The sequence below is a fragment of the Cystobacter fuscus DSM 2262 genome (genome assembly GCF_000335475.2).
Taxonomy (GTDB): domain Bacteria; phylum Myxococcota; class Myxococcia; order Myxococcales; family Myxococcaceae; genus Cystobacter; species Cystobacter fuscus.
On record NZ_ANAH02000001.1, the window covers coordinates 177594 to 197837 of the forward strand.

Annotated in this window: 18 protein-coding genes; 7 read left to right on the top strand and 11 right to left on the bottom strand. The window is 69.7% G+C overall.

Annotated features, from left to right (window positions below):
* Nucleotides 1-5 precede the first annotated feature (5 nt).
* The 6 genes from D187_RS49240 to D187_RS00690 all read right to left on the bottom strand — a co-directional run bounded on the left by D187_RS49240 (nt 6) and on the right by D187_RS00690 (nt 7869).
* Nucleotides 6-1877: a serine/threonine protein kinase gene (locus D187_RS49240; protein ID WP_002629599.1), complete on the bottom strand. Its 1872-nt coding sequence runs from the start codon at nt 1875-1877 to the stop codon at nt 6-8.
* Nucleotides 1874-2707 carry a DUF2381 family protein gene (locus D187_RS00670; protein ID WP_043427662.1) on the bottom strand — a complete coding sequence of 278 codons (834 nt, stop codon included), beginning with the start codon at nt 2705-2707 and terminating at the stop codon, nt 1874-1876. The genes D187_RS49240 and D187_RS00670 overlap by 4 nt, the downstream gene beginning before the upstream one ends.
* Nucleotides 2708-2964: 257 nt before the next feature.
* Nucleotides 2965-4242, bottom strand: a complete 1278-nt coding sequence (locus tag D187_RS00675) for a phospholipase D-like domain-containing protein (RefSeq protein ID WP_043427665.1) — start codon at nt 4240-4242, stop codon at nt 2965-2967.
* 48 nt (nt 4243-4290) lie between these two features.
* Complete coding sequence (locus D187_RS00680) at nt 4291-5913, bottom strand: FHA domain-containing protein (RefSeq protein WP_002629602.1); 1623 nt, start codon at nt 5911-5913, stop codon at nt 4291-4293.
* Nucleotides 5914-5920: 7 nt separating this feature from the next.
* A complete protein-coding gene (locus tag D187_RS00685; protein ID WP_002629603.1) occupies nt 5921-6844 on the bottom strand; it encodes a helix-turn-helix transcriptional regulator in 924 nt (307 codons plus the stop codon).
* Entirely contained in the window at nt 6841-7869 is a 1029-nt protein-coding gene (locus tag D187_RS00690) for a helix-turn-helix transcriptional regulator (protein ID WP_002629604.1), read from the bottom strand. The genes D187_RS00685 and D187_RS00690 overlap by 4 nt, the downstream gene beginning before the upstream one ends.
* 336 nt (nt 7870-8205) lie before the next feature.
* Between D187_RS00690 and D187_RS00695 the strand changes: the two genes are divergently transcribed.
* Nucleotides 8206-8682, top strand: coding sequence for a hypothetical protein (locus D187_RS00695; RefSeq protein WP_002629605.1), 477 nt, complete (start codon nt 8206-8208; stop codon nt 8680-8682).
* A gap of 34 nt (nt 8683-8716) precedes the next feature.
* Here the strand turns inward: D187_RS00695 and proB are convergent, their stop codons facing one another.
* Complete coding sequence (gene proB / locus D187_RS00700) at nt 8717-9844, bottom strand: glutamate 5-kinase (protein WP_043427669.1); 1128 nt, start codon at nt 9842-9844, stop codon at nt 8717-8719.
* Between the two features lie 168 nt (nt 9845-10012).
* Here proB and hflX point away from each other — a divergent pair, with 168 nt between their 5' ends.
* Entirely contained in the window at nt 10013-11665 is a 1653-nt protein-coding gene (gene hflX, locus D187_RS00705) for a GTPase HflX (protein WP_002629607.1), read from the top strand.
* A 58-nt stretch (nt 11666-11723) separates the two neighbouring features.
* Nucleotides 11724-12158 (top strand): hypothetical protein, encoded by a 435-nt coding sequence (locus D187_RS00710; RefSeq protein ID WP_002629608.1) that lies wholly within the window; start codon nt 11724-11726, stop codon nt 12156-12158.
* On the opposite strand, the gene D187_RS00715 is transcribed toward D187_RS00710, so the two are convergent.
* Nucleotides 12152-13138 carry a LysR family transcriptional regulator gene (locus D187_RS00715; protein ID WP_211241427.1) on the bottom strand — a complete coding sequence of 329 codons (987 nt, stop codon included), beginning with the start codon at nt 13136-13138 and terminating at the stop codon, nt 12152-12154. The genes D187_RS00710 and D187_RS00715 overlap by 7 nt on opposite strands.
* 87 nt (nt 13139-13225) lie before the next feature.
* Between D187_RS00715 and D187_RS00720 the strand changes: the two genes are divergently transcribed.
* Together D187_RS00720 and D187_RS00725 are read left to right on the top strand one after the other, a co-directional pair.
* Entirely contained in the window at nt 13226-13708 is a 483-nt protein-coding gene (locus D187_RS00720) for an ester cyclase (RefSeq protein WP_051256152.1), read from the top strand.
* Nucleotides 13705-14634 (top strand): NADP-dependent oxidoreductase, encoded by a 930-nt coding sequence (locus tag D187_RS00725; RefSeq protein ID WP_002629611.1) that lies wholly within the window; start codon nt 13705-13707, stop codon nt 14632-14634. The genes D187_RS00720 and D187_RS00725 overlap by 4 nt, the downstream gene beginning before the upstream one ends.
* Nucleotides 14635-14656: 22 nt before the next feature.
* On the opposite strand, the gene D187_RS00730 is transcribed toward D187_RS00725, so the two are convergent.
* From D187_RS00730 to D187_RS00740, 3 genes are all read right to left on the bottom strand, one after another.
* On the bottom strand, nt 14657-15235 hold the full coding sequence (locus tag D187_RS00730) for a hypothetical protein (protein ID WP_155893101.1): 579 nt from the start codon (nt 15233-15235) through the stop codon (nt 14657-14659).
* Nucleotides 15236-15339: 104 nt separating this feature from the next.
* Nucleotides 15340-17382: an alkaline phosphatase family protein gene (locus D187_RS00735; RefSeq protein ID WP_002629613.1), complete on the bottom strand. Its 2043-nt coding sequence runs from the start codon at nt 17380-17382 to the stop codon at nt 15340-15342.
* Between the two features lie 10 nt (nt 17383-17392).
* Nucleotides 17393-18394: an NAD(P)H-dependent glycerol-3-phosphate dehydrogenase gene (locus tag D187_RS00740; RefSeq protein WP_002629614.1), complete on the bottom strand. Its 1002-nt coding sequence runs from the start codon at nt 18392-18394 to the stop codon at nt 17393-17395.
* A gap of 207 nt (nt 18395-18601) precedes the next feature.
* Between D187_RS00740 and D187_RS00745 the strand changes: the two genes are divergently transcribed.
* Together D187_RS00745 and D187_RS00750 are read left to right on the top strand one after the other, a co-directional pair.
* Nucleotides 18602-19183, top strand: coding sequence for a hypothetical protein (locus D187_RS00745; RefSeq protein ID WP_002629615.1), 582 nt, complete (start codon nt 18602-18604; stop codon nt 19181-19183).
* A 96-nt stretch (nt 19184-19279) separates the two neighbouring features.
* Nucleotides 19280-20224, top strand: coding sequence for an efflux RND transporter periplasmic adaptor subunit (locus D187_RS00750; RefSeq protein ID WP_002629616.1), 945 nt, complete (start codon nt 19280-19282; stop codon nt 20222-20224).
* Nucleotides 20225-20244 lie beyond the last annotated feature (20 nt).

Sequence of the window (20244 nt, forward strand, 5' to 3'; positions counted from 1 at the left end):
GTTGTTTATTGATTGACGCGAATGTCGGGTTTTGCTTCGGGGTCGACCTGCTCGATGTCGAAGCGCCGCCGCTTACCTTTGGGCGGCTCGACGGCGGTCATGAACTGCGGATCATTGAGGACAACACTGCCCGGACCGTGGTCCACCAGCGCCGGGTCCACCAGGACATTTGGAAACGAAAAAGCCTCTCGCGTCAGAAGGCCATACACCATCTCCCCGGTGCTCGCGGCGGCGCCACAAAAGGGCAGCCATGAGCCATCCGGAAGTTGGACTCGGTCGAACTCGATATAGACCCGCATCCGAGTGGTCACCGCCTGTCCCGCGATGACCAGGTATCGAGAGTCCTCACCCTCAAAGGGATACATGTGGGCCGTGATGGGACCCGACTTGACGTTGAGCCCCCCTCCTTCGGTCAGGGGCTTTCTGCGCGAGACAGAGGAGACCGAGGGGCCCGGCTGGATGTAGCTGTCGTACATGTAGTCAGGCAGGAATCCCAGCTTCTGGGGAGTCTCAATCGCCTCGGGGGGACACCGCTTGAGGTAGCCACTGGGATCCGGACGCACGGTGGGGGCCGTGGCACAACCCACGAACTGGACCAGGGTCGCGCCCAGCAGGGCGCGCAGCAGGGCACAGGCACGCGAGGGAACCTCCGCCGAGGTGTCGGCGGCGAAATGAGTCGGAAGAGACGAAGGGGCTGGCACGGGTTGCACTCCTTGTTCGGCGGGCCTCGGCGAGACCGGCACGGTGGACTCCACACGAGGGAGGATCCCGCCTCCCACGTGGAGAAGGAGCCACCCTCCCCACCCAAGCAACCCCATCCCGAGCATCAACACCAGGAACACCTTCATCCAGCGGCGCGGTCCCCGCTCTCTTGCCGAGGACCCAGCCCTTCCAGCAGACCCCCGGACCGCTCTCCCTCGCACCAACGCCGACTCCTGCCCGGAGAACGCCCTTCCCGAGGTCCGCCACGGGGGCGACTGCCCCTCTTCCGCCCGGAGCCGTTGCAGTTCCTCGCGCACGACGCTGGCGCTCGGCGGACGTCGTGACGGCTCCTTCGCCAGCAGCCGCATGGCGAGCGAGCACAAGGACGCGGGAGCCTCGGGGTTGAGCAGCCGGGGCTCCACGGGCGGCTGGGTGAGGATGGCCACCAGCAGCTGGTCCACCGGCAGCTTCGGGTCGAAGGGATGATGGCCCGTGAGCGCTTCGTACAGGAGGACACCCACGGCGTAGAGGTCCGCGGAGGGATGGGCCTCGAAACGGGCGCCCTTCTGCCGGGCCTCCTGACTCATCACGAAACGGATGGCCTCTGGCGGCTGGCAGTACATCGTGCCCGGAGCAATCCCCTCGGTCAGCGGAGGCGCGCAGGGAAGGTGGACGGCCCCGAAGTCGATGAGGAAGGGCCGCGAGTCCTCGTCACGCACCAACACGTTGTCGGCCTTGATGTCCCGGTGGCACATGCCGCGCGCGTGCATGGCCTCGAGCGGACGCAGCACCTCGCACAGCACGTCCACCCACTCGAAGGGAGTGACGCGCCCGCGACGGCACCACTCGATGAAGGTCACTCCCGGGACGTAGTCCGTCACATAGAAGGAGTAGCCCGTGCGCGGATCCGGCCATCGTCCCCACTCGTGCACGGGCAGCAGGTTGGGATGGACCAGGTGTTCCAGGGACACCGCCTCGCGGCGCAACCAGCCATCCACCCGGTCCTCGTCCGCGTCCGAGACGGGTTGCAGCGCCATCTTCAAGGCGTAGTAGTGGCGCCCACGCTCCGCCAGGAAGACCATGGAGAAGCCGCCCACGCCCAGACGACGCAGGAGGCGGTACTCCCGCACGTGGTCCCCGGGCCGGAGCTGGTTGGGGTGAAGGGCCTTGCTCATGGTGTCGACCTCGACCGGGCCAGGGGAAGCGAGAGCGAGCCCTCCGCGTCCCCCTCGCCTCTCAGCACCACCTCCAGCGTGCTGGCCCCCTCCGGGAGGACCGACACGAAGGTGTACTGTCGAGGGTAAGAAGCTGACGACATCGAGGAGACGCGCAGGAGGGGCAAGGGCACGACAGACCCCTCCTGAATGACGGAGCGCAGCAGGAGGCGCTTGCTCACATCGACGGAGCGCCGTCGCTCCCAGAGGAGAAACGAGACGAAGACGTAGTGGTCGAGCCGCAGAACGGAGCGGAACCGCACCAAGGAGTCTCCACTGTTGAGGAAGCACATCCCCGGCGGGGCCATCTCGACGGGCTCCGCACGTGCTGCATTGAGGAGCCGGGCCATGTCTCCGGCGCCCTCTTCGACTTCCACAGCAGCGGACGCGTGGAGCAGGAGCCCGACCTGGGTATCCACCTCGTCGCGGACGGAACTCAACACGAGGGAGAGCAACCCTCCCTGCTCGAGGGGAACGGAAACAAGGAGCCGCTCACCCTTGGGGAGATCCACGGAGGGAAGGATGAGGAAGGACGAGCCCTCCACGGGAACGAGCCGGACGTGGCCGTGCTCGCTCTGGAGCCGTGGCCCCTCGGGGCCCAGGCGCACGTCGAGGGAGACGAGCGTGGGGGAGCCACCCGCGACATGAACTTCGGAGGGCGCCTCGCTCGCGCCAGCGGAGACCCGCACGATGCGCTGCCGGGACATACGTCCGGCGCTCCGGTCTCCAGCGAAGACCGGTACGGAGGTGAGCAGGAGAAGCACGAGGAGAGCCGAGAAAACGGAGCGCACGCGAAGCCTTCGTCGTGAAAGCGGGCGGGCAAGGTATTCGGGATGGCGCGCGACCGGCAAGAACTCGTTGACTTTCGAGGTCAGGTGCTAAAAGGTGACTTCCGGAATCAACTCCGGTAGAGAAGGGGCGCCTTTCGGGAGGAACACGTGCAGTCCCACGCCATGCGGGCGGGGCCATTACCTGTTCATCACCTGGTGGGAGAATCCACGTCTGGAATTGACGGGGTTGAATCCGAATCCATCACAGACGAGCGGATTCAGATGAGCCGGCGGAAGGTGTACAGCACGCGCTCGAGCACCTTGCGCCAGAGGGGCCGCTGGCGGAACACGGTCAGGTCCACCTCGCGGCAGTCCTGGCAGTCGCCGCGAATGGCGCTCTCCAGTTGGAAGCCCAACCGCGGATCGGTGAAGACGGCGTTCGCCTCGTGGTTGAAGGCGAGCGACAACCGCTCGAGGTTGAACGAGCCGATGGTGCCCCACACGCCGTCCACCACCGCCGTCTTGGTGTGCAGCACGCACCGCTCCCACTCGAAGATGCGCACGCCCGCGGTGAGCAGCTTCTCGTAGAAGGAGCGCGTGGCGTTCATGATCCACGGGTGGTCGCCCCGGGCGTTGAGCAGCAGGCGCACCTCCACGCCCCGCTGGGCGGCGTCGCGCAACGCGGCCACGAGCTTCCTGTCCGGCACGAAGTAGGCGGCCGCCACCAGCACGCTGCGGCGGGCGCGGGAGATGGCATGCAGGTAGGCGCGGTGGATGCTCCGGCGGTTGGAGAGCACCGCCAGGCCCACGCCGCCCCGGCCCTGGGACTGGAGCTGCGCGCGCACCTGCTTGCGCCGGCGGCGGCCCTCGCGCCAGGAGCGGAACTTGTCCTGGAAGGCCATGCGCCAGGTGGCCACGAAGCGGCGCTCCAGCTCGTACACCGCGGGCCCTTCCACCCGGAGCACGTCATCGCGCCAGCAGTCGCCCCCCTGCCCCTTCGGGGCCCAGTGCACGGCGATGTTCACCCCACCGATGAAGGCCACCTCGCCATCCACCGAGAGGATCTTCCGGTGATCCCTCCGCAAGAGGTGGCGCAGGCCCCGGCCCAGGCTGCTGAAGGGCTTGAAGGGACGGATGTCCACGCCCCGAGCACGCAGGGACTCGAAGAAGTCGCCGCGGCTCGACCAGGAGCCCAGGGCGTCGTACAGCACCCGCACGTGCACGCCGCGCTCGGCCGCTTCCGCCAGGGCCTTGCCGAACAGCTCGCCCACCGCGTCGGACAAGAACATGTATGTCTCGAGGTGGACATAGCGGCGCGCGTTGCGGATGGCCTCCAGCATGGAGGGGTAGACCTCCACGCCGTCGCGCAGCAACTGGCAGGCGTTCCCCCTCAACGGAGAGTGCGAGGGGGGCAGGTAGTAGCGGGCGAGCAAGGCCGTGGAAACCTCTGCGTTCCAGTGCGGGGTGTTGGTGGGTGGACGAGCGGATATCCGCCCGGGCCCATCCAGCGACCCCGCCCTGACCTCCGCCCCGCTGCCCCCTTCCCGCTCACGCATGGTGGGACAAGGGTGGGAACGCCAGGGCGATCTGGCAACCTTACCGGGTCATTGACTGATTTCCGCGCGCTTCATCTCCGCCTTCTGGGCACAGAGCTGATCCGTCTCGTCCGGGAAGTACTCGCGCGTGTGGTCCAGGGTGGCGTTGGCCTCCTGCCACTTGTTCTGGTTGACGTAGCGTTCCACCTCCAGCATGAGCTTGGCGCACACCTTGTCCAGCTCCTTCTGGGCGTCCTTCATGCGCTCGCGCGCCTCGTAGTAGAGGTCCGGACGGGGCTCGGGGTGGGCTTCCAGCAGCAGCCACGCCTCGCGGAACGACTTCCAACCCTCGTAGCCGTTGCGCGCGCCCACCTTGACGTTGTCCATGTTCTTGCGCCCACGCGTGTACGCCTTGCGCGCTTCCTCCAGGAGCTGCTCGGGGGAGATCTCCGGCAGCGGCACCCGCTCCAACCAGACGTTCCAGATGCGCCAGGGGTCCTCCCCGGGCGGATTCTTGGTGTTGTCGAAGGTGATGCGGTTGATCTCCCCCTTCTTGAGCAACTGCCAGGGGATCATGGTCTCGAGGACCCGGTCCTGGCTGGCGAGGGTATCCGGGGGCACCTTGCCCAGGTCCGCACCATTGACCGTCACGATGACTTCTCCCTCGGAGATGCCCTGCGCCTGGTAGTGCAGGATGGCGAGCGTACGGGTGGCGGCGGTGTACTCCCACTCGAAGTCCTTCCGGTCCGAGTGCTCCCAGTCCACGCCCTCGCCCAGACCGAAGGAGTCGGTGATGATCTGCTTGTTGGCGAAGCTGTCCGGCTCAGGGCCGCGCTGCACTGAGGCCCCGGTGTCGAGCACCAGCCAGAAGACGAGCGCCACGAGGCCCAGCCCCAGCACGCCGCCCAGGCCCATGATGCCGCGGCGCACGTTGGTGCTCGCATCGAGCCAGAAGAGCTTGATGTTGGCCACCAGGCCGGGGGACTCGCGCCGGATGCGGGCACGATCCGCGGCGGACAGGGAGGAGCCGGCGGGCGCACCGGCGGCACCGGTGGAGCGAGCCACCGCGCTGGAGGAGGAGGCCGGACGCCGGGAGGGAGGCGCCGCGGGAGCCGAGTCCGGAGCACGGGCCAGGGCCGCGGCGGAGGCGCCGCCGCCCCGGGCGGGACGGGGAGGAGGAGCGCCCGGAGGCAGCGCGGGCTGCACCCCGGTGCGCGCGCGCGGCATGGCGCGGGTGGAGCTGCGCCGCGCGGCGTCGAGGGTCTCCGCGTCCGCGCCCTCGGGAGCCAGGGCCTCGCCCCGGTTGCGCTGGCGCGACACGGCATCCACGGACACGATGCGCGTGCTGCCCTCATCCACCGTGACCTCGGCCCCGGGCGAGGTGGCATCCTCGACCACCGGCTTGAAGACGAACACCACCGGCCCGAGCGACAGCTGGGCCCCTTCGTCCAGGGCCAGCTTCTCCTTCACGGGGACCAGCGTGCCATTGACCCGGGTGCCGTTGGAGCTGCCCATGTCCTCGACGTAGTACTGGTCCGCCTCGGAGAAGATGCGGCAGTGGCGGCGGGAGATGCCCGCGTCGTACAGGACGACATCACACTCGGCGACACGACCGATGAGGACGGAGTCCTGTTCGAAGACGAACTCCTTGCCCGCCTCCTTGCCCTCGGCGATCGTCAGCTGGAAGCTCATGAAACCCTCAGACTCCTAGCGCGGCCTTCGCCGCTCGCGCCACGGCCGCACGGGCCGAGGCAGGCTCAAGCACCTCGGCCTCGCCGCCGAACGATAGCACCCACTGCGTCAACCAGCGCTCATTGTCTCCGGCGACCCGCACCTCGACGCTCCCGTCCGCGAGCAGGCGGGCGTCCTCGCCGAAGCGCTCCCGGACATAGGGGGCCACCAGGGGGGTGAAGCGCACCCGGACGTCCGCGTCCCGGCGGGCGGGGTTGGGCACCTCGGCCCGGGCGCCCTCGCGCGGCTGGAACAGGGTGGTGGTGAGCGAGAGCGCCCCCATGCGGTCCACCCGGAAGAGCCGCTCGTCCTCGCGGGTGAGGCAGAAGGCCTGCAGGTACCACTGGCCGCGGTGGCTGAGCAGTTCGAGCGGCCGGACGCGCCGGGCCTCGGGAGCGCCCCGTCCGGGGGCCGCGTAGTCGAACGTCACCTCGTAGCGGCCGTGGATGGCCTGGGTGAGCGGGGCCAGGGCCTCGGGGGCCTCCAGCGCCGCGTCGATCTTCCGGTACATCTCGCGGAAGCGCGCCCCCGCGCCCGGAGGCAGCACGCGCTCGAGCTTCTCCACCGCGCCGCGCAGCGTGTCGCCGGCCGCCGGACGCAAGAGCTCCGCCGCGGCGGCCAGGGCCGAGGCCTCGCCCACCGTCAGGCGCGGAGGCGCGGACAGGCGCTGATCCAGGTCCACGTAGACGCGGTCGTTCTCGACGTAGATGTCGATGTAGTCGTCCGGGTTGAAGGGGGGCCGGCCCACGCAGGTGAGCAGATCCAGGTCCTCGAGCAGGTGCTCCCGGCTGACGTTGAGGGCGCGCGCCAGTTCCTCCACGGAGATGCCCTGGCGCGAGGACACATAGGGCACGAGGAACAGCAGGCGGCGCAGACGCTCGTGGACGCTCATGCCCGCACCTCGGGAGTGGCGGACTTCTCGCCGTGTTTTTCCAGGATGCGCCGGGCCATGGCCGCCACGTCCTCGCGCGCCTTGTCCGGGGCCTCCACGTGGCAGTCCGGGCCGAGCTGGAGGCAGAAGCGCAGGAGGCCATCCAGGAACGTCACCGGCAGCGTCACGAGCATGCCCTTGCCCTCCGGGGCCGGGGTGACGTGCGCGCCGGGAAAGAGCGAGGTGGCGCGCGGGGCCAGCTCGCCGGTGAGGCGCAGGCGCGCCTCCACGCGCTCATGGAAGCGGTGCTGCCAGGGGTAGCTGGCCACGTAGTCGTCCGCGGTGAAGTTCGCGGGCACCTCGAAGTCCGGGGTGCGCGGCCGGGAGGTGTTCACCTTGAGGGTGCGGATGCGGTGCACGTGGAAGGTGCGGATGCCCTGGCGCAGGTGGCAGTAGCCCACCAGCGTCCAGATGCCCCGGCGCAGCGCCAGCCCGTACGGCTCCACCCGGCGCTCGGACAGATCGAGCCGCTTGGGCGAGCCGTAGGTCATCTGCACCCACTTGCGCGCGGCGCACGCGCTCCAGAGCTGCTCCAGGTACGCGGCCAGCCGGGGCCCGTCCTGCTCCACGCCCAGCTCCATGCGCACCCGGGGCGTGGGCAGCGCGTCGCCGGCGAAGAAGCCAATCTTGCGCAGGGCATGCGACAGGTCGTCCCGGCCGGGAAAGGCCCCGGAGGTGAGCGCGGCGCTGCCCGCGGCGTAGAGCACCGCCAGTTCCTCCTTGGTGAGGTCCACCTCGGGCAGGTAGTAGGCGTCGCGGTCGACGATGTAGCCGTCCTTCCGCTCGTCGTCGCCCTGGATGTAGGAGAGGGGGAAGCCGAGCTCCAACAATTCCGCCTTGTCGCGCTCGAACTTGCGCTCGGCGGCGTCGTCGGAGGTGCCCCGGTAGTCCTGGGGGAAGTGCTCGCGCAGCTCCGCCCAGGAGATCGGTTCCCGAGCGTCCAGGAACAAGGCCACGAGATCAAGGAGACGTTCGGTCCGGTCCATTCGGAAGGTTTTCGACAATGCGCAAAAGGCTCGCGCCGGGTCAAGGCGAGGACGCCCGGAGACGGACGGATGCCCGTCCCCGTTCCCCGCCTCCCATGGATCTACTCGGCGCCAGGGTCCCTGGACAGCTTTTTACTGAACGAAAGGACAGGTGTGCCCATGAATGGGCGACACCGACCCGGGCAGCAGGGGAGCGAGCCAGGGGGAAGACATCGCGAATGGCGAGCCGCCAGGATATTCCTTAGAATCGACCGCGCACGCAGCCGGCCGGGGCGTGCTCGTCTGGCGGAGGTCCAAGCGCCCAGACAAGGCGTGCGGCTCCACAAAGGATTCAACATGACGCGCTCCACCCTCATCAAGAAGGCCTGGCTCGCACTGGTGCTGGTGGGGTGGGCGAGTGTCGCGCTCACGGCCCTGCCCCGCGAGGCGGAGGCCGAGCCGCTGTACTTCGCGCTGGAGGTCCGGCGCGAGGGGCGGCTCGTGGCCCAGCCCAAGCTGCTGGGAGAGACGGGCCGTACGGTGCGCGCCGAGCGGCGCAAACCCGGTGCCCCGCAGCCCGACTACCGCCTGGTGCTCACCCCCACCGCCGAGGGCAAGGCGTTCCACCTGGAGCTGGACCTGGCCCTGCCGGAGCTCAAGGGCCACTCGGAGCTGTCGCTGCTGCACGGCCAGGAGCGCCGGGTGCAGCTCGGCCGCTCGCCGGGCGACCTGGAAGTGTCGCTGCTCCTCATGAAGGTGGACTCGCCCGAGTTCCGGGCCCTGATGGACCTGACGCGGGACGCCGAGGCGTCCGACTCCGGCCTCACCATCTGATCGCCCGCCGGGCGCGCCGTCGGCGGGCGGCGCCTCAGAGGACGGCCAGGTCGTCGCGGTGCACGGCCTCGTCGAGGTAGCGGTAGCCGAGCACGGACTCGATATCGGAGCTCTTGAGCCCCGCGATACGCCGCAGCTCCCCGTCGTCGTAGGCGCTCAGGCCCCGGGCGAACACCTGCCCCTGGGCGTCCACGAGATCCACCGGGTCTCCCCGGCCGAAGTCCCCCTCCACCGAGCGGATGCCCGAGGGCAGCAGGCTGCGCTTGCCCGCGGTGACGGCCTCGCGCGCCCCGGCGTCCACGAGCAGCCGGCCCTTGGGCTTGAGGGCATGGGCGATCCACGCGGTGCGCGCGCTGCGCCGGCTGCCGGAGCTCTCGAAGAGGGTGCCCACGGGCTCGCCCGACAGCACCGAGCGCAGGCGGCCCGGCACGGCTCCCGAGGTAATGACGCAGCGCACGCCCGATTCGGCGGCGCGCGCGGCGGCGCGGACCTTGGTGGTCATGCCGCCGGTGCCCACCTGGCTGCCCGAGCCCCCCGCGAGCGCGAGCAACTCGGGCGTGACGGCATCCACCTGGGGAAGCATCCGGGCGTCGGGGTTCTTGCGAGGGTCCGCGGTGAAGAGCCCCTCCACATCGGACAGGATGATGAGGGCGTCGGCCTCCACGCCGCCCGCGACCAGGCCCGCCAGCGTGTCGTTGTCGCCGAACTTGAGCTCGTCCACGGACACCGTGTCGTTCTCGTTGATGATGGGCACCACCTGGGCCTCCAGGAGGTGCTCCAGCGCGTGCTTCACGTTGAGGTAGCGCCGCCGGTCCTGCACGTCCCCATGGGTGAGGAGCAGTTGCGCCACGCGGCGGTTGGCCCGGTCGAATGCCTCCTCGTAGGCCCGCATGAGGCGGCTCTGACCGACCGCCGCGCAGGCCTGCTTGCCGGGAATATCCTTGGGACGCGCGGGCAGCCCCAGCCGCTCCACGCCCAGGGCGATGGCGCCGCTGGACACCACCACCAGCTCCCGGCCCTGGGCCGCCCAGAGCAGATCCTCGCTCAGCGCGTCGAAGTGGGCCCGGTTGAAGCGCCCCGTCGCATGGGTGAGGGCATTGGTGCCGATCTTCACCACCACGCGCCGCGCGGCGCGCACCGCGTCTCGTCCGGAAAGGTTCACGGGTGCAGGGTACGACGGAAGTTCGTGTCAGGGATGTGTGTTGTCACAGGTCGGCGATTTGGGCACCCCGGGGGATGAAACCTGCCGGTCAGACCCTTATGCTTGGTTCACCTCAGTTCCGACGGCGAGGCGCGGGCGCCCTTCCCCCCGCGCGGGAGAAGGACACTTTTGAAGGAAATCTACGGCAACACCCTGGGCCTCAAGGCGAGCGAGCAGAGCCGGCTGCGCAACACCTATCGGCGCCGCGTGTCGCCCCATGAGATCGTCTCCCCCGAGCTGGCCCGTCACCTCACCGAGCTGTCGAGGGAGACCAATCGTCAGGTGGGCGTGCTCCTCAACCGCAAGGGGGAAATCGAACACGTGGTGGTGGGCAACGCCCACAAGCTGGAACTGCCGGACATCGGCCGTGCCCGCGCCGGACAGGTGCGTCTGCGTGGCCTGCGCCTCGTGCACACCCACCTCAAGAGCGAGCCGCTCACCAAGGACGACCTGACGGACCTCGCGCTCTTGCGCCTGGACATGGTGGCCGCCATCGGCGTGGGCCACGATGGTCTGCCCGGCGTGCTGCACTACGCCCACCTGGTGCCCGAGAACGGCACGGGTGAGTTCTGGAGCGTCTCCACCCTGCCGGATGTCCACGACGGCCAGCCCGACGTGCTCGACACCCTGGAGGCCCTGGAGGAGGAGCTCAGCCGCAAGGCCGCCGCGCGCGCCGTGTCCGGTCGCGACAAGGCCCTGCTCGTGGCGGTGTGCCTGGATGGCAACCGCGCCGCCGCCGAGGCCAGCCTCTCCGAGCTCAAGGAGCTGGCGCGCACCGCCGGCGTCGAGGTGCTCGACAGCGTGCTGCAGATGCGCCGCGAGGCCGATCCGCGCTACCTCATCGGCCGCGGCAAGCTCGAGGAGCTCAACCTGCGCTCCATGCAGGCCATGGCCGACGTGCTCATCTTCGACAAGGACCTCACCCCCTCGCAGGGGCGCCACATCAGCGAGGCCACCAGCCTCAAGGTCATCGACCGCAGCCAGCTCATCCTCGACATCTTCGCCCAACGGGCGCAGAGCGCCGAGGGTAAGCTCCAGGTGGAACTCGCCCAGCTCAAGTACCGCCTGCCCCGGCTCGTGCAGAGCGACACCTCGCTCAGCCGGCTCGCCGGTGGTATCGGTGGACGCGGCCCGGGTGAAACGAAGCTCGAGATCGATCGCCGCCGCGCGCGCGATCGCATCAACCACCTGGAGAAGCGCATCGACACGCTCTCGCGCGAGCGCGAGGTGCGGCGGGCCCAGCGCAACCGGCGCGACCTGCCCATCATCTCCATCGTGGGCTACACCAACGCGGGCAAGTCCACGCTGCTCAACGCCATCACCGGCTCGGAAGTGCTCGCGGAGAACAAGCTGTTCGCCACGTTGGATCCCACCAGCCGCCGGCTGCGCTTCCCCCAGGAGCGCGAGGTCATCATCACCGACACGGTGGGTTTCATCCGCGACCTGCCCAAGGATCTCGTCGCCGCCTTCCGCGCCACGCTGGAGGAGTTGTACGACGCGGACCTCCTGCTGCACGTGGTGGACGCCAACGATCCCTCGCGCGACGAGCAGGTGGAGGCGGTGGAGAACATCCTCGACTCGCTCGATCTGATGCAGAAGCCCCGCCTCATGGTGTGGAACAAGGCGGAGCTGCTGGGGCCCGACGACGTGGAGGCCCTGCTGCGCTCGCGCGGAGGCGTGGCCATCAGCGCCGCGCGCCGCGAGGGCCTGGCCTCGCTGCTGGCCAAGGCGGACACCACCCTCTTCGCCGAGGGCGCCTCGCAGAGCCTGGGTGTGATGTAGGCCAGAGACGGGCGGCGAGGTTGCGGGCGGCCCCGGGTGCCTCTACAGTCCCGGGGCCGTGTCCCTTCCCTCCGCCCTCATCCTCCTGGCAGAAATCCAGATTCCGGGCCTCGAGCCGCGCCCGGACGGGCCCGCCTCGTCGGTGGACCCGAACTATTTCGAGCTGCTCGAGCGCAACAGCCACATCATCTATCCCGCCCTGGCCATCCTCGTGCTGGGACTGGTGTCGCTGGCCATCCTCCAGGCCTCCCGGGCCCAGGAGATGGATGGCGCCGTGAAGGCCGAGTTCAAGAAGCTCATCATCGAGGAGCTGCGCCGCTTCCCCGCCGGCCTGGAGACCCCCTTGCTGGCGGAATCCACGGGGCTGGAGCGCGGCAAGCTCGTGCGGCTGCTCAGCCAGATGGAGCAGGAAGGTCTGCTCCTGTCGCATCACACCACCAAGAACCAGACGGTGTGGTGCGTGAAGGGCGTGGGCGGCAGGAAGCGCTACTGAGTCCTCGCGCGCGAGGACCTCTTCCCTCCTCCCCGGCCTCCTCGACTCGCCTGCTCCTGGACCTGGGCCGCGATGCAGTCGCGGAACCAGCGCTGCGCGGGATGCGCATCATTGCGCCGGTGCCAGGACAGCACGAAGGCCGCGGGGGCCAGCGCTATCGGCGGCGGCAGGACGCGAAGCGCGTCCCCCATCCCCGAGGACTCGATCACTCCCTCCATCAACGTCGCGATCATGTCCGACGAGGCCACGAGCTTTGGCGCCGCGTACATCTGCGGGAGCGTCAGCCCGAGCCGGCGCTTCAGGCCACGCTTCGCGAGTTCCACGTCCACGTGGCCGAAGCGATCGTTCTCGGGCGACACCAGCAGGTGCGACAGCGCGAGGAAGCGGTCGAGGTCGAGCGGTTCGCGGCCCGCCGGATGATCCTTTCGCAGGACGCAGACGAAACGCTCCTCGAACAAGGGACGCGTGAGAATCCGGTCGGTCGATGCCGGCGGCACCCCGATGGCCACGTCGGCCTCGCCGGCATCCAACATGCCGATCGCCTCGTCCCGTGCCGTGAAGCCGCGCACGTGCAGCGTGACGTGGGGTGCCACCGCGCGCAAGGCCGACACCAAGCGCGGGAGCAGGACGAACGCGGGATGCTCCTGCAGGCCGATCGTGAACGTCCCCGTCGACGAGGCCGGCTCGAACACCTGGGTGAACTCCAACGTGCGCTGGATTTGAGCCAGGGCACGCGAGAGGGGCTCGGCCAGCTCGAGCGCCCGGGGCGTCGGCTGCAACCCGCTCGGGCCACGCACGAAGAGTTCGTCGCGCAAGAGCGCGCGCAGCCGTGACAAGGCGGCGCTCATCGCCGGCTGGGTCCTTCCAATCCGCGTCCCGGCCCGGGTGACGCTGCGCTCGGCCATGAGCGCGTCGAAGGCGACGAGCAGGTTGAGATCGATGCCGTGCAAATCCATGCCGTGGATGATCACACATATCATCAATCGATTTCAATAATGGCCTGCCCCCACCTATCTTGTCTTCGTCGGGCACGTCCCGAACCCAACCACGAGGCAAGGACAATCATCATGAAGAGAGAGAAAGACGTGGCGCCGCCGCAGGTGACCGGGCTGACAGCCACCGAGCAGCGCTCCATCGAGACACTCTACCGCGCGTTCAACGAGAAGAATCCGGACCTTCTCGATGAGGCCGTGACCACGGATTGGAAGGATATTCCGCTCGCGCCGGGCCAGGGCCCGGGACCCGATGGGCTCAAGCCCATCATCCGAGGCTTCATCGCGGCGTTTCCCGATCTCCAGATCACCCTCCAGGAAATCATTGGCGCACCGGGCCGGGCCGGCGTGCGCGCCCTCATCACCGGCACGCACCAGGGGGAATGGTTCGGCATCGCGCCCACCGGCAAGGCCATCCACGTCCCCCTCCACGAGTTCCACCACCTGGAGAACGGACGAATCACCCACACCTGGCATCTCGAGGATTGGTTTGGAATGCTCAACCAGGTCGGAGCCTGGCCCGCCCATGCCATCCCCTCCTCGGAGGCCGCGTCATGAAGGCCGCCCGCATTCATGGATATGGCGACCTCGGCAACGTGGTCATCGAGGACATCCCCACGCCGGAGTTCGGACCCGACGAGGTGTTGATCCGCGTCGAGGCGGCCAGCCTCAACCCGCTCGATGTCCTGCTCCTGGGGGGCAAGCGGCGCGAGGTCTTTCCCCTGTCCTTCCCCTACACGCTCGGCATCGACCTGGCCGGTACGGTCGAAGGCGCCGGTCCGCTCGCGGCGCGCTGGCGCAAGGGCGACCGGGTCATCGCGCGCCCGGATCCGGTGCGCGGGGGCGCCTTCGCTCGCTACGCCGTCGTTCCGGCGACACAGGTGGCCGCCGCTCCGGCCAACCTCTCCCTGGATGAAGCGGCCGGGCTGCCCACCGCGGCCGGTACCGCCTGGCAGGCCCTGTTCGAAGTCGCCCACCTGAAATGCGGTCAGACCGTGCTGATCCACGCGGGCGCGGGCGGCGTCGGCAGCTTCGCGGTGCAGCTCGCCAGGCTCGCGGGCGCCCGGACCCTCGCCACGGCGTCGGGCCCCAACGTGGAACTCGTGCGGCGGCTCGGCGCGGACCAGGTGATCGATTACCGGACGGAGGACTTCTCCGCGAAGCTGTCCGGCGTCGACGTCGTGCTCGACACGGTGGGCGGAGAGACGCAGCAGCGCTCCTTCCCCGTCCTCCGCGCGGGCGGCGTTCTCGTCAGCATCACCACACCAGTGGATGAGGCGCTGGCGAAGGCGCACGCGGTGACGGCCGTCCGCATCGCCAACAAGACCGATGCCACGCGCCTCGGCCTGATCTCCGGACTCTGCGATGCCGGCTCGCTCGAGGTCATCATCGACCGGAAACTCCCGCTCGCGGAGGTGGAGCTCGCGCTTCGCCATCAGGCCTCGGGCCGGGCGCGCGGAAAGATCATCCTCAAGCCAGACTGAGGGCGAGAACCGAGACGCCTCGCTAGTCCTCGTCCGGTTCGGGAAGCGCCAGTTCCCGCAGCCCCGCCGCGTCGAGCCCCCAGTCCCGCTTCTCCGGGGGAATGGGGCCAATGGACTCCACGGAGAGCCGCGTCCACCACTCCGCGCCCCGCTGCTCCTCAATCCGCAGCGGGACCGCGAACTCCCGCGACCAGCAGACCCGCGTGCCGGGCTGCCCGTCCGGCGTGAACAGGTACCACTCACACCGGGCACCACCCCACCGCGCCCCTGGGCCAGGCACACGTTGGAGCGTGTAGCGGGGACCCGGCAGGCTCAACAGGTGCGCCTGCGTCCACCAGGTGAACGTCGGCCCCAGACGCCCGGCCCGCTCCGCCGGCAACCGGCGCAGCGTCCCGGCTCGGCGATCCACCACCGTGAAGACATACGCGGGCGAGCCCGGACGGCCCTCGTCCTCGACCCGGAGCTCCAGGCCATCCCCGTCCACGCGCTTGAGCCGCCGCTCCCCCTCACGCCACAACTCGAACGACCGCGCTGACCCCGAGCCCTCGTGGACCTTCGCCCGCAGGTACACGTCCGGCTTCGTGGCGGGTGCTCCAAACACGCGCTCCCAGGTCAAGGCCGCGGCGCTCGCGGGGGGAGCCGCGAGCGCCCCGGTCCCGCCCGGGCCAGACAGCAGGACAACCGCGAGCCCGAGCGCGGCCCCCCTCACCGCCGCGTCACCCGGGCGAAGTCGAAGTAGGTGTACGTCTTGCCGTCGGCATCCGAGAGGCGCTTGAGGTGCAACGTGGCCGAGTACTCACCCGTGAGCGTGGTATCGAGCGCCGCCCCCGAGGGATCCGTCGGCAGTTGGAACGACAGCCCGCTCACGGGGGACGTGTTCACCTCCACCGGGGTGCTCGTGTAGCGCGTCTCCGGCACCCCACCCGTGGCGAGCGCCTCGTACAGCACGCGGCCCTGGGCCGTGGGCAGCGGCAACCCGAGCAGATGGGCCACCGTGGGCGCCACGTCCACGTTGCCGCTCGGCAGATTGTCCGTGTAGCCCTGCTTGAAATCCGGCCCCGCCGCGACGAGCGTGTTGTGCACGTCCACCGGGCTGAAGCTGCCGTGCATGCCCCGGTACGGCACATACGAGTTGAACTCGATGCCCGGCTTGCCGCCCACCACCGCCGTGTCATCCCAACTGAAGCTCACCGTCACGTCCGGACTGCGCCCGGAGGCATTCTGGATGTTCACGTCCGTGGCGGGGAACGTGCCGGGAATGCTCCCGTAGCGCGTGTCCACGAAGATGGCGCCGTACTCCTCGCGGCTCTGCAGGAAGGTCACCAGCCGGCGCACCAGCGCCGGGTCACGGCTCGGGATGTAGAACTGATCCGAGCCTCCCGGCGCGGCGATGATGATGGCGTCCTGTGGCAGCGTCGCCGGCACCGCGTAGGACGGCGTCGTGTACTTCGCGCCCGCCGTGCCGCACAGCGCTCCCGTCGTGTCCGTCTGGACCGGATACACGGGCGTGCCATCCGCGCGAATGCCGCTGAGCACCGGCGACAGGTCACACCCAGTCCCGTCATACGCGTGGAAGCCCGCGCGGGTCAGCAGATCCGCGCTGCGCACGTAGCCGGACACCGAGTAGCCGGCGTCGCTCACCCCGCCCACCTTGTTCTTGCCCGTCCCCGGATCCGGCTCGACGCCCCGCAGGGGAAAGAGCGACAGCGGCCCCGACACCGTCGAGTGCGCGTGGTCCGAGGCGATGAGGATGTTCGTCGAGTCGAGCTGCTGCTGCGCCTGGAGCTGGGCGAGGATCCGGCCGAGGAACTCGTCCTGAGCGCGCAGGGCCAGCAGGGCGTTGGCCGAGCCCGGTCCATAGTCATGTTCCGTGGCGTCCACCGTGCGCAGCCAGATGAGCGACAGGTCCGGCGAGTGCACGGGCAGCACGTACTCCGTGAAGTACTTCGTCAGGTTCGTGTTCTGCGTGATGTTGCGGCCGCCGCCCTGATCGGATGGATCCGGCGTCTTGCCGTCGGAGAAGTACACGAACGCGCTCGCGCCCGTCGGCGTGCCGTTGTTCGTCGTCAGGGTGAGGCTTCCCGCCGGATACATGTTCGGCGTGCTCGCCGGCAGGGGGAAGCCGCGCTGCTGCAAGTCCTTCGCGGACTCGAGCGGCCAGACCGTGTTCTCGTCGATGATGAGCCCCTCGCGCGACGAGTCCTGGAGGTAGGCCGGTCCACTCTTGCCCACGCTCGCCGTCACCAGGCCCGCGGCCCGCGCCGCCGAGAAGAGCGTCTTCGCGTTGAGCAGGGGCTCGTGGAAGGTCTGGTCATAATAGGCGGCCAGGTTGTCCAGGAGCCTCCAGTCATCCACCGCGACGGGCCGGCGGAAGTTCGTCTCCACCCCGCTCGCGTTCTGCCCCGAGGCGCCCGGCGCATAGGCGAAGTTGCCATTGAAGCCCGTCGCCCCCGGAAAGGCGCCCGTCGCGAACGTCGCGCCGTTGATCAACGTGAAGGTCGGATAGGTCGAGTGGTTGTCGCTGAACCACACGCCCCGCGTCCTCAACGCATGCACGTTCGGCGTGTCCTGGGGGTTGATGAAGTCCGGCCGCAGCCCGTCCCAGACGAAGACGATCATCCGGTGACGCGCGGCGGGAGCCGGCGGCGCGGGCGGCTCATGCCCCTTGCATCCCCCCGTGATGGCCCCCGCCACCGTCGTGAGCACGAGGACTCCCTTCCACCCCTTCATCCCATCGCGTCGGTGCATGTCAGCCCCCTCAGACCAGCTCGTTCTTCGGCTGGCGCGTCATCAGCTCCACCACCGCCGCCCGGGCGCTCTTGCCCTCGTAGGCGATGGCATACACCTGCTCGCAGATGGGCAGTTCCACCCCCACCTTGCGCGCCAGGTCCCTCGCGCTCCGGGCCGTCTTCACGCCCTCGGCCACCTGCTTCATGTCCCCGAGGATCTCCTGGAGCGAGCGGCCCCGACCCAGCTCCATGCCCACGTGCCGGTTGCGGCTCAGCTCGCCCGTGCACGTGAGCACCAGGTCCCCCATGCCCGACAGACCCGAGAGCGTCAGGGGATTGCCCCCCTTGCGCACCGCCAGCCGGGTGATCTCCGCGAGCCCCCGGGTGATGATGGCCGCGCGCGCGTTGTGCCCCATGCTCAGCCCGTCCGCGATCCCCGCGGCGATGGCGATGACGTTCTTGAGCGCCCCGCCATACTGCACGCCCACCACGTCGCTGGAGGTGTAGGAGCGGAACGTCTCCGTCTGCAGCGCCTTCTGGCAGCGCAGGGCCACCTTGTCCCAGGGCGCCGCGATGGTGACCACCGTGGGCATGCGCTGGGCCAGCTCCTTGGCGAAGCTCGGGCCCGAGAGCACCGCGATGTAGGGGTGGTACTCCTCCGGCAGGCAGTCCTCCAACAGCTCCGTCATCGTGAAGAGGGTCTCGTTCTCGATTCCCTTCGCCACCGTCACCAGGGGCACGTGCCGGGGCAGCGACGGCAGCGCCTGGGCCATCACCTGGCGCGTGGCGTGGCTCGGGGCCGCGAGCACCACCAGCTCCGAGCCCTCCAGGGCCTCGGGCAGGTGCGTCGTGGCCCGCACCCGCGGGGAGATGGGGATGCCGGGCAGGTAGGTGGCGTTCTCGTGGCGGGTGTTGATGGCCTCGGCCAGCGCGGCGTCCCGCCCCCACAGGCCCACGTGCTCACAGTTCACCGCGAGCACGTTGGCGAGAGCCGTACCAAAAGAGCCGGAACCAATGACACTGGCGCGCATGGAGTCGCTTCTCCCAGGGAATGAAAATGAAGGGGAGGCGCAGCTTAGAGGACCCGCCCCCTGGCGGGAAACGGGCTTTCCCGGACCCGGGGAGGCCAGCGTCCTGCATCGGGCAGGTCCTCACTTCCCCATGGCCAGCAGGGGGTCGGGTCGGTCTATACCCTCGCCGCGTCCCCGGGTATGCACCCGGTCAGGAGGAACTTCGGGATGAGGGCAGGCCGGGGCGTGGGAGTGATGGTGCTGGCACTGGCGCTGGGCGCCTGCCGCTCGCGCAACGCGGGCTCGGCGGACACGCCGCCGCCCGCCAATGATCTCTCGTGCGAGCGGCTCGTCGCCCCCGAGGTGCGCGACGTCCTGCCCGGCTTCACCCTCCAGCAGTCACGTCCCTGCCCCACCTGCGGACCGCTGTGCACCTTGCGCTCGGCGGAACAGAAGGACGTCACCGTCTCCATCGCCTACGACTGCCGCAAGCACTTCGAGGGAGAGGACGTCCAGGCCCTCTTGACGCCCACCCTGCGCGCGGGCGGCACCGAGATCCCCGCCATGGGCCGGGCGGCGGCTCGCCGGGAACCCGTGCCGGGCATGCTCCAGGTGTCCACCTGGGACGACGATACGCCCTGCGGCATCATCGTCACCTGGCTGGGGGCCGACAAGGAGCGCGCGATCGACATCGCCCGCGCCACCCTCTTCGCCACCACCCCCGAGCGCCTCGCGGCCGCCCACCCCGCTCCCTCCACCCCGGACGCGCTCCCCCCCGAGGTCTCCCCTCCGGACGCGGGCACGCCCTGAGCCGCGTCGCGGGCGGGCGAGGCTCGCCCGGCTGCCCGGTCGGCTGGGGCCACACCCGGAATCCAGAAGAGCAGGTCCGGACGCTATGATGCGCCCATGCCTCGCCCCCTCCTCGCCTGCCTGGTGCTGCTCACCCTGCTGCTGGGCGGAGCCGCGGCCTTGCGCCACGCGATGACCGGCCCGGGCCAGGAGGCCGTGGCCCCCGCGTCCGGGTCCGCTCGGGCCCCCGCGCGAGCGGCCGAGGTGGGACCCCGCGGAGACTTCCTGGGCGTCATCATCCCGAGTGCCTCCGTGGAGATCGTCTCCAGGACCGAGGGGCAGGTGGAGGCCATCGAGGTGCAGGTGGGCGCGCGCGTCCAGGCCGGAGCGCCCCTCGTCCGGCTGGATCTCCACCCCCTGCGCAAGGAACTCGCCATCGCCCAGGCGGCCCTCCAGACGGCCCGGGCCCAGGAGCAACTGGCCCAGGTGGCCTTGAGCGAGGCGCGCGACCGCACCCAGCGCTATGCCCACCCGAAGCTGGTCAGCCTCCAGGCCATGCCCGAAGAGGAGATCGCCGCCGCGGGCTTCCAGGAGAAGAGCGCCGCCGCGAAGCTCCAGTCCGCCCAGGCCCAGGTGCAGGAGCAGGTCGCCCGCGTGGAGCAGATCCAACAGCGCATCTCGGACGCCGTCATCAAGGCGCCCTTCGATGGCGTCATTGCCGAGCGCTATCTCGACCCTGGTGCCCAGACATCACCCTCGCGTCCCATCCTGCGCCTGCTCGGCGCGGGCGGCCTGCGGGTGCGCTTCGCCATTCCCGAGGACGAACCGCGCGGCGTCGCTCCGGGCGCGCCCATCCAGGTCCGCCTCCCCCGGGAAGGTCCCCCCCTCACGGGCCGGGTGGAGAACGTCGCCCCCGAGGTGGATTCGGCATCGCGGATGATCATCGCCCTGGCCCGCCTGGACGTCCCTCCGGGAGCCGACGTGCCCGCCGGCCTCGTGGTGCGCGTGCGGCTCGGCCCCCCGGGTGAACGCGCGGCGCTCGCCGCGCCGGAGACGCCATGAGGTCCGGCATGAGGCCAGGG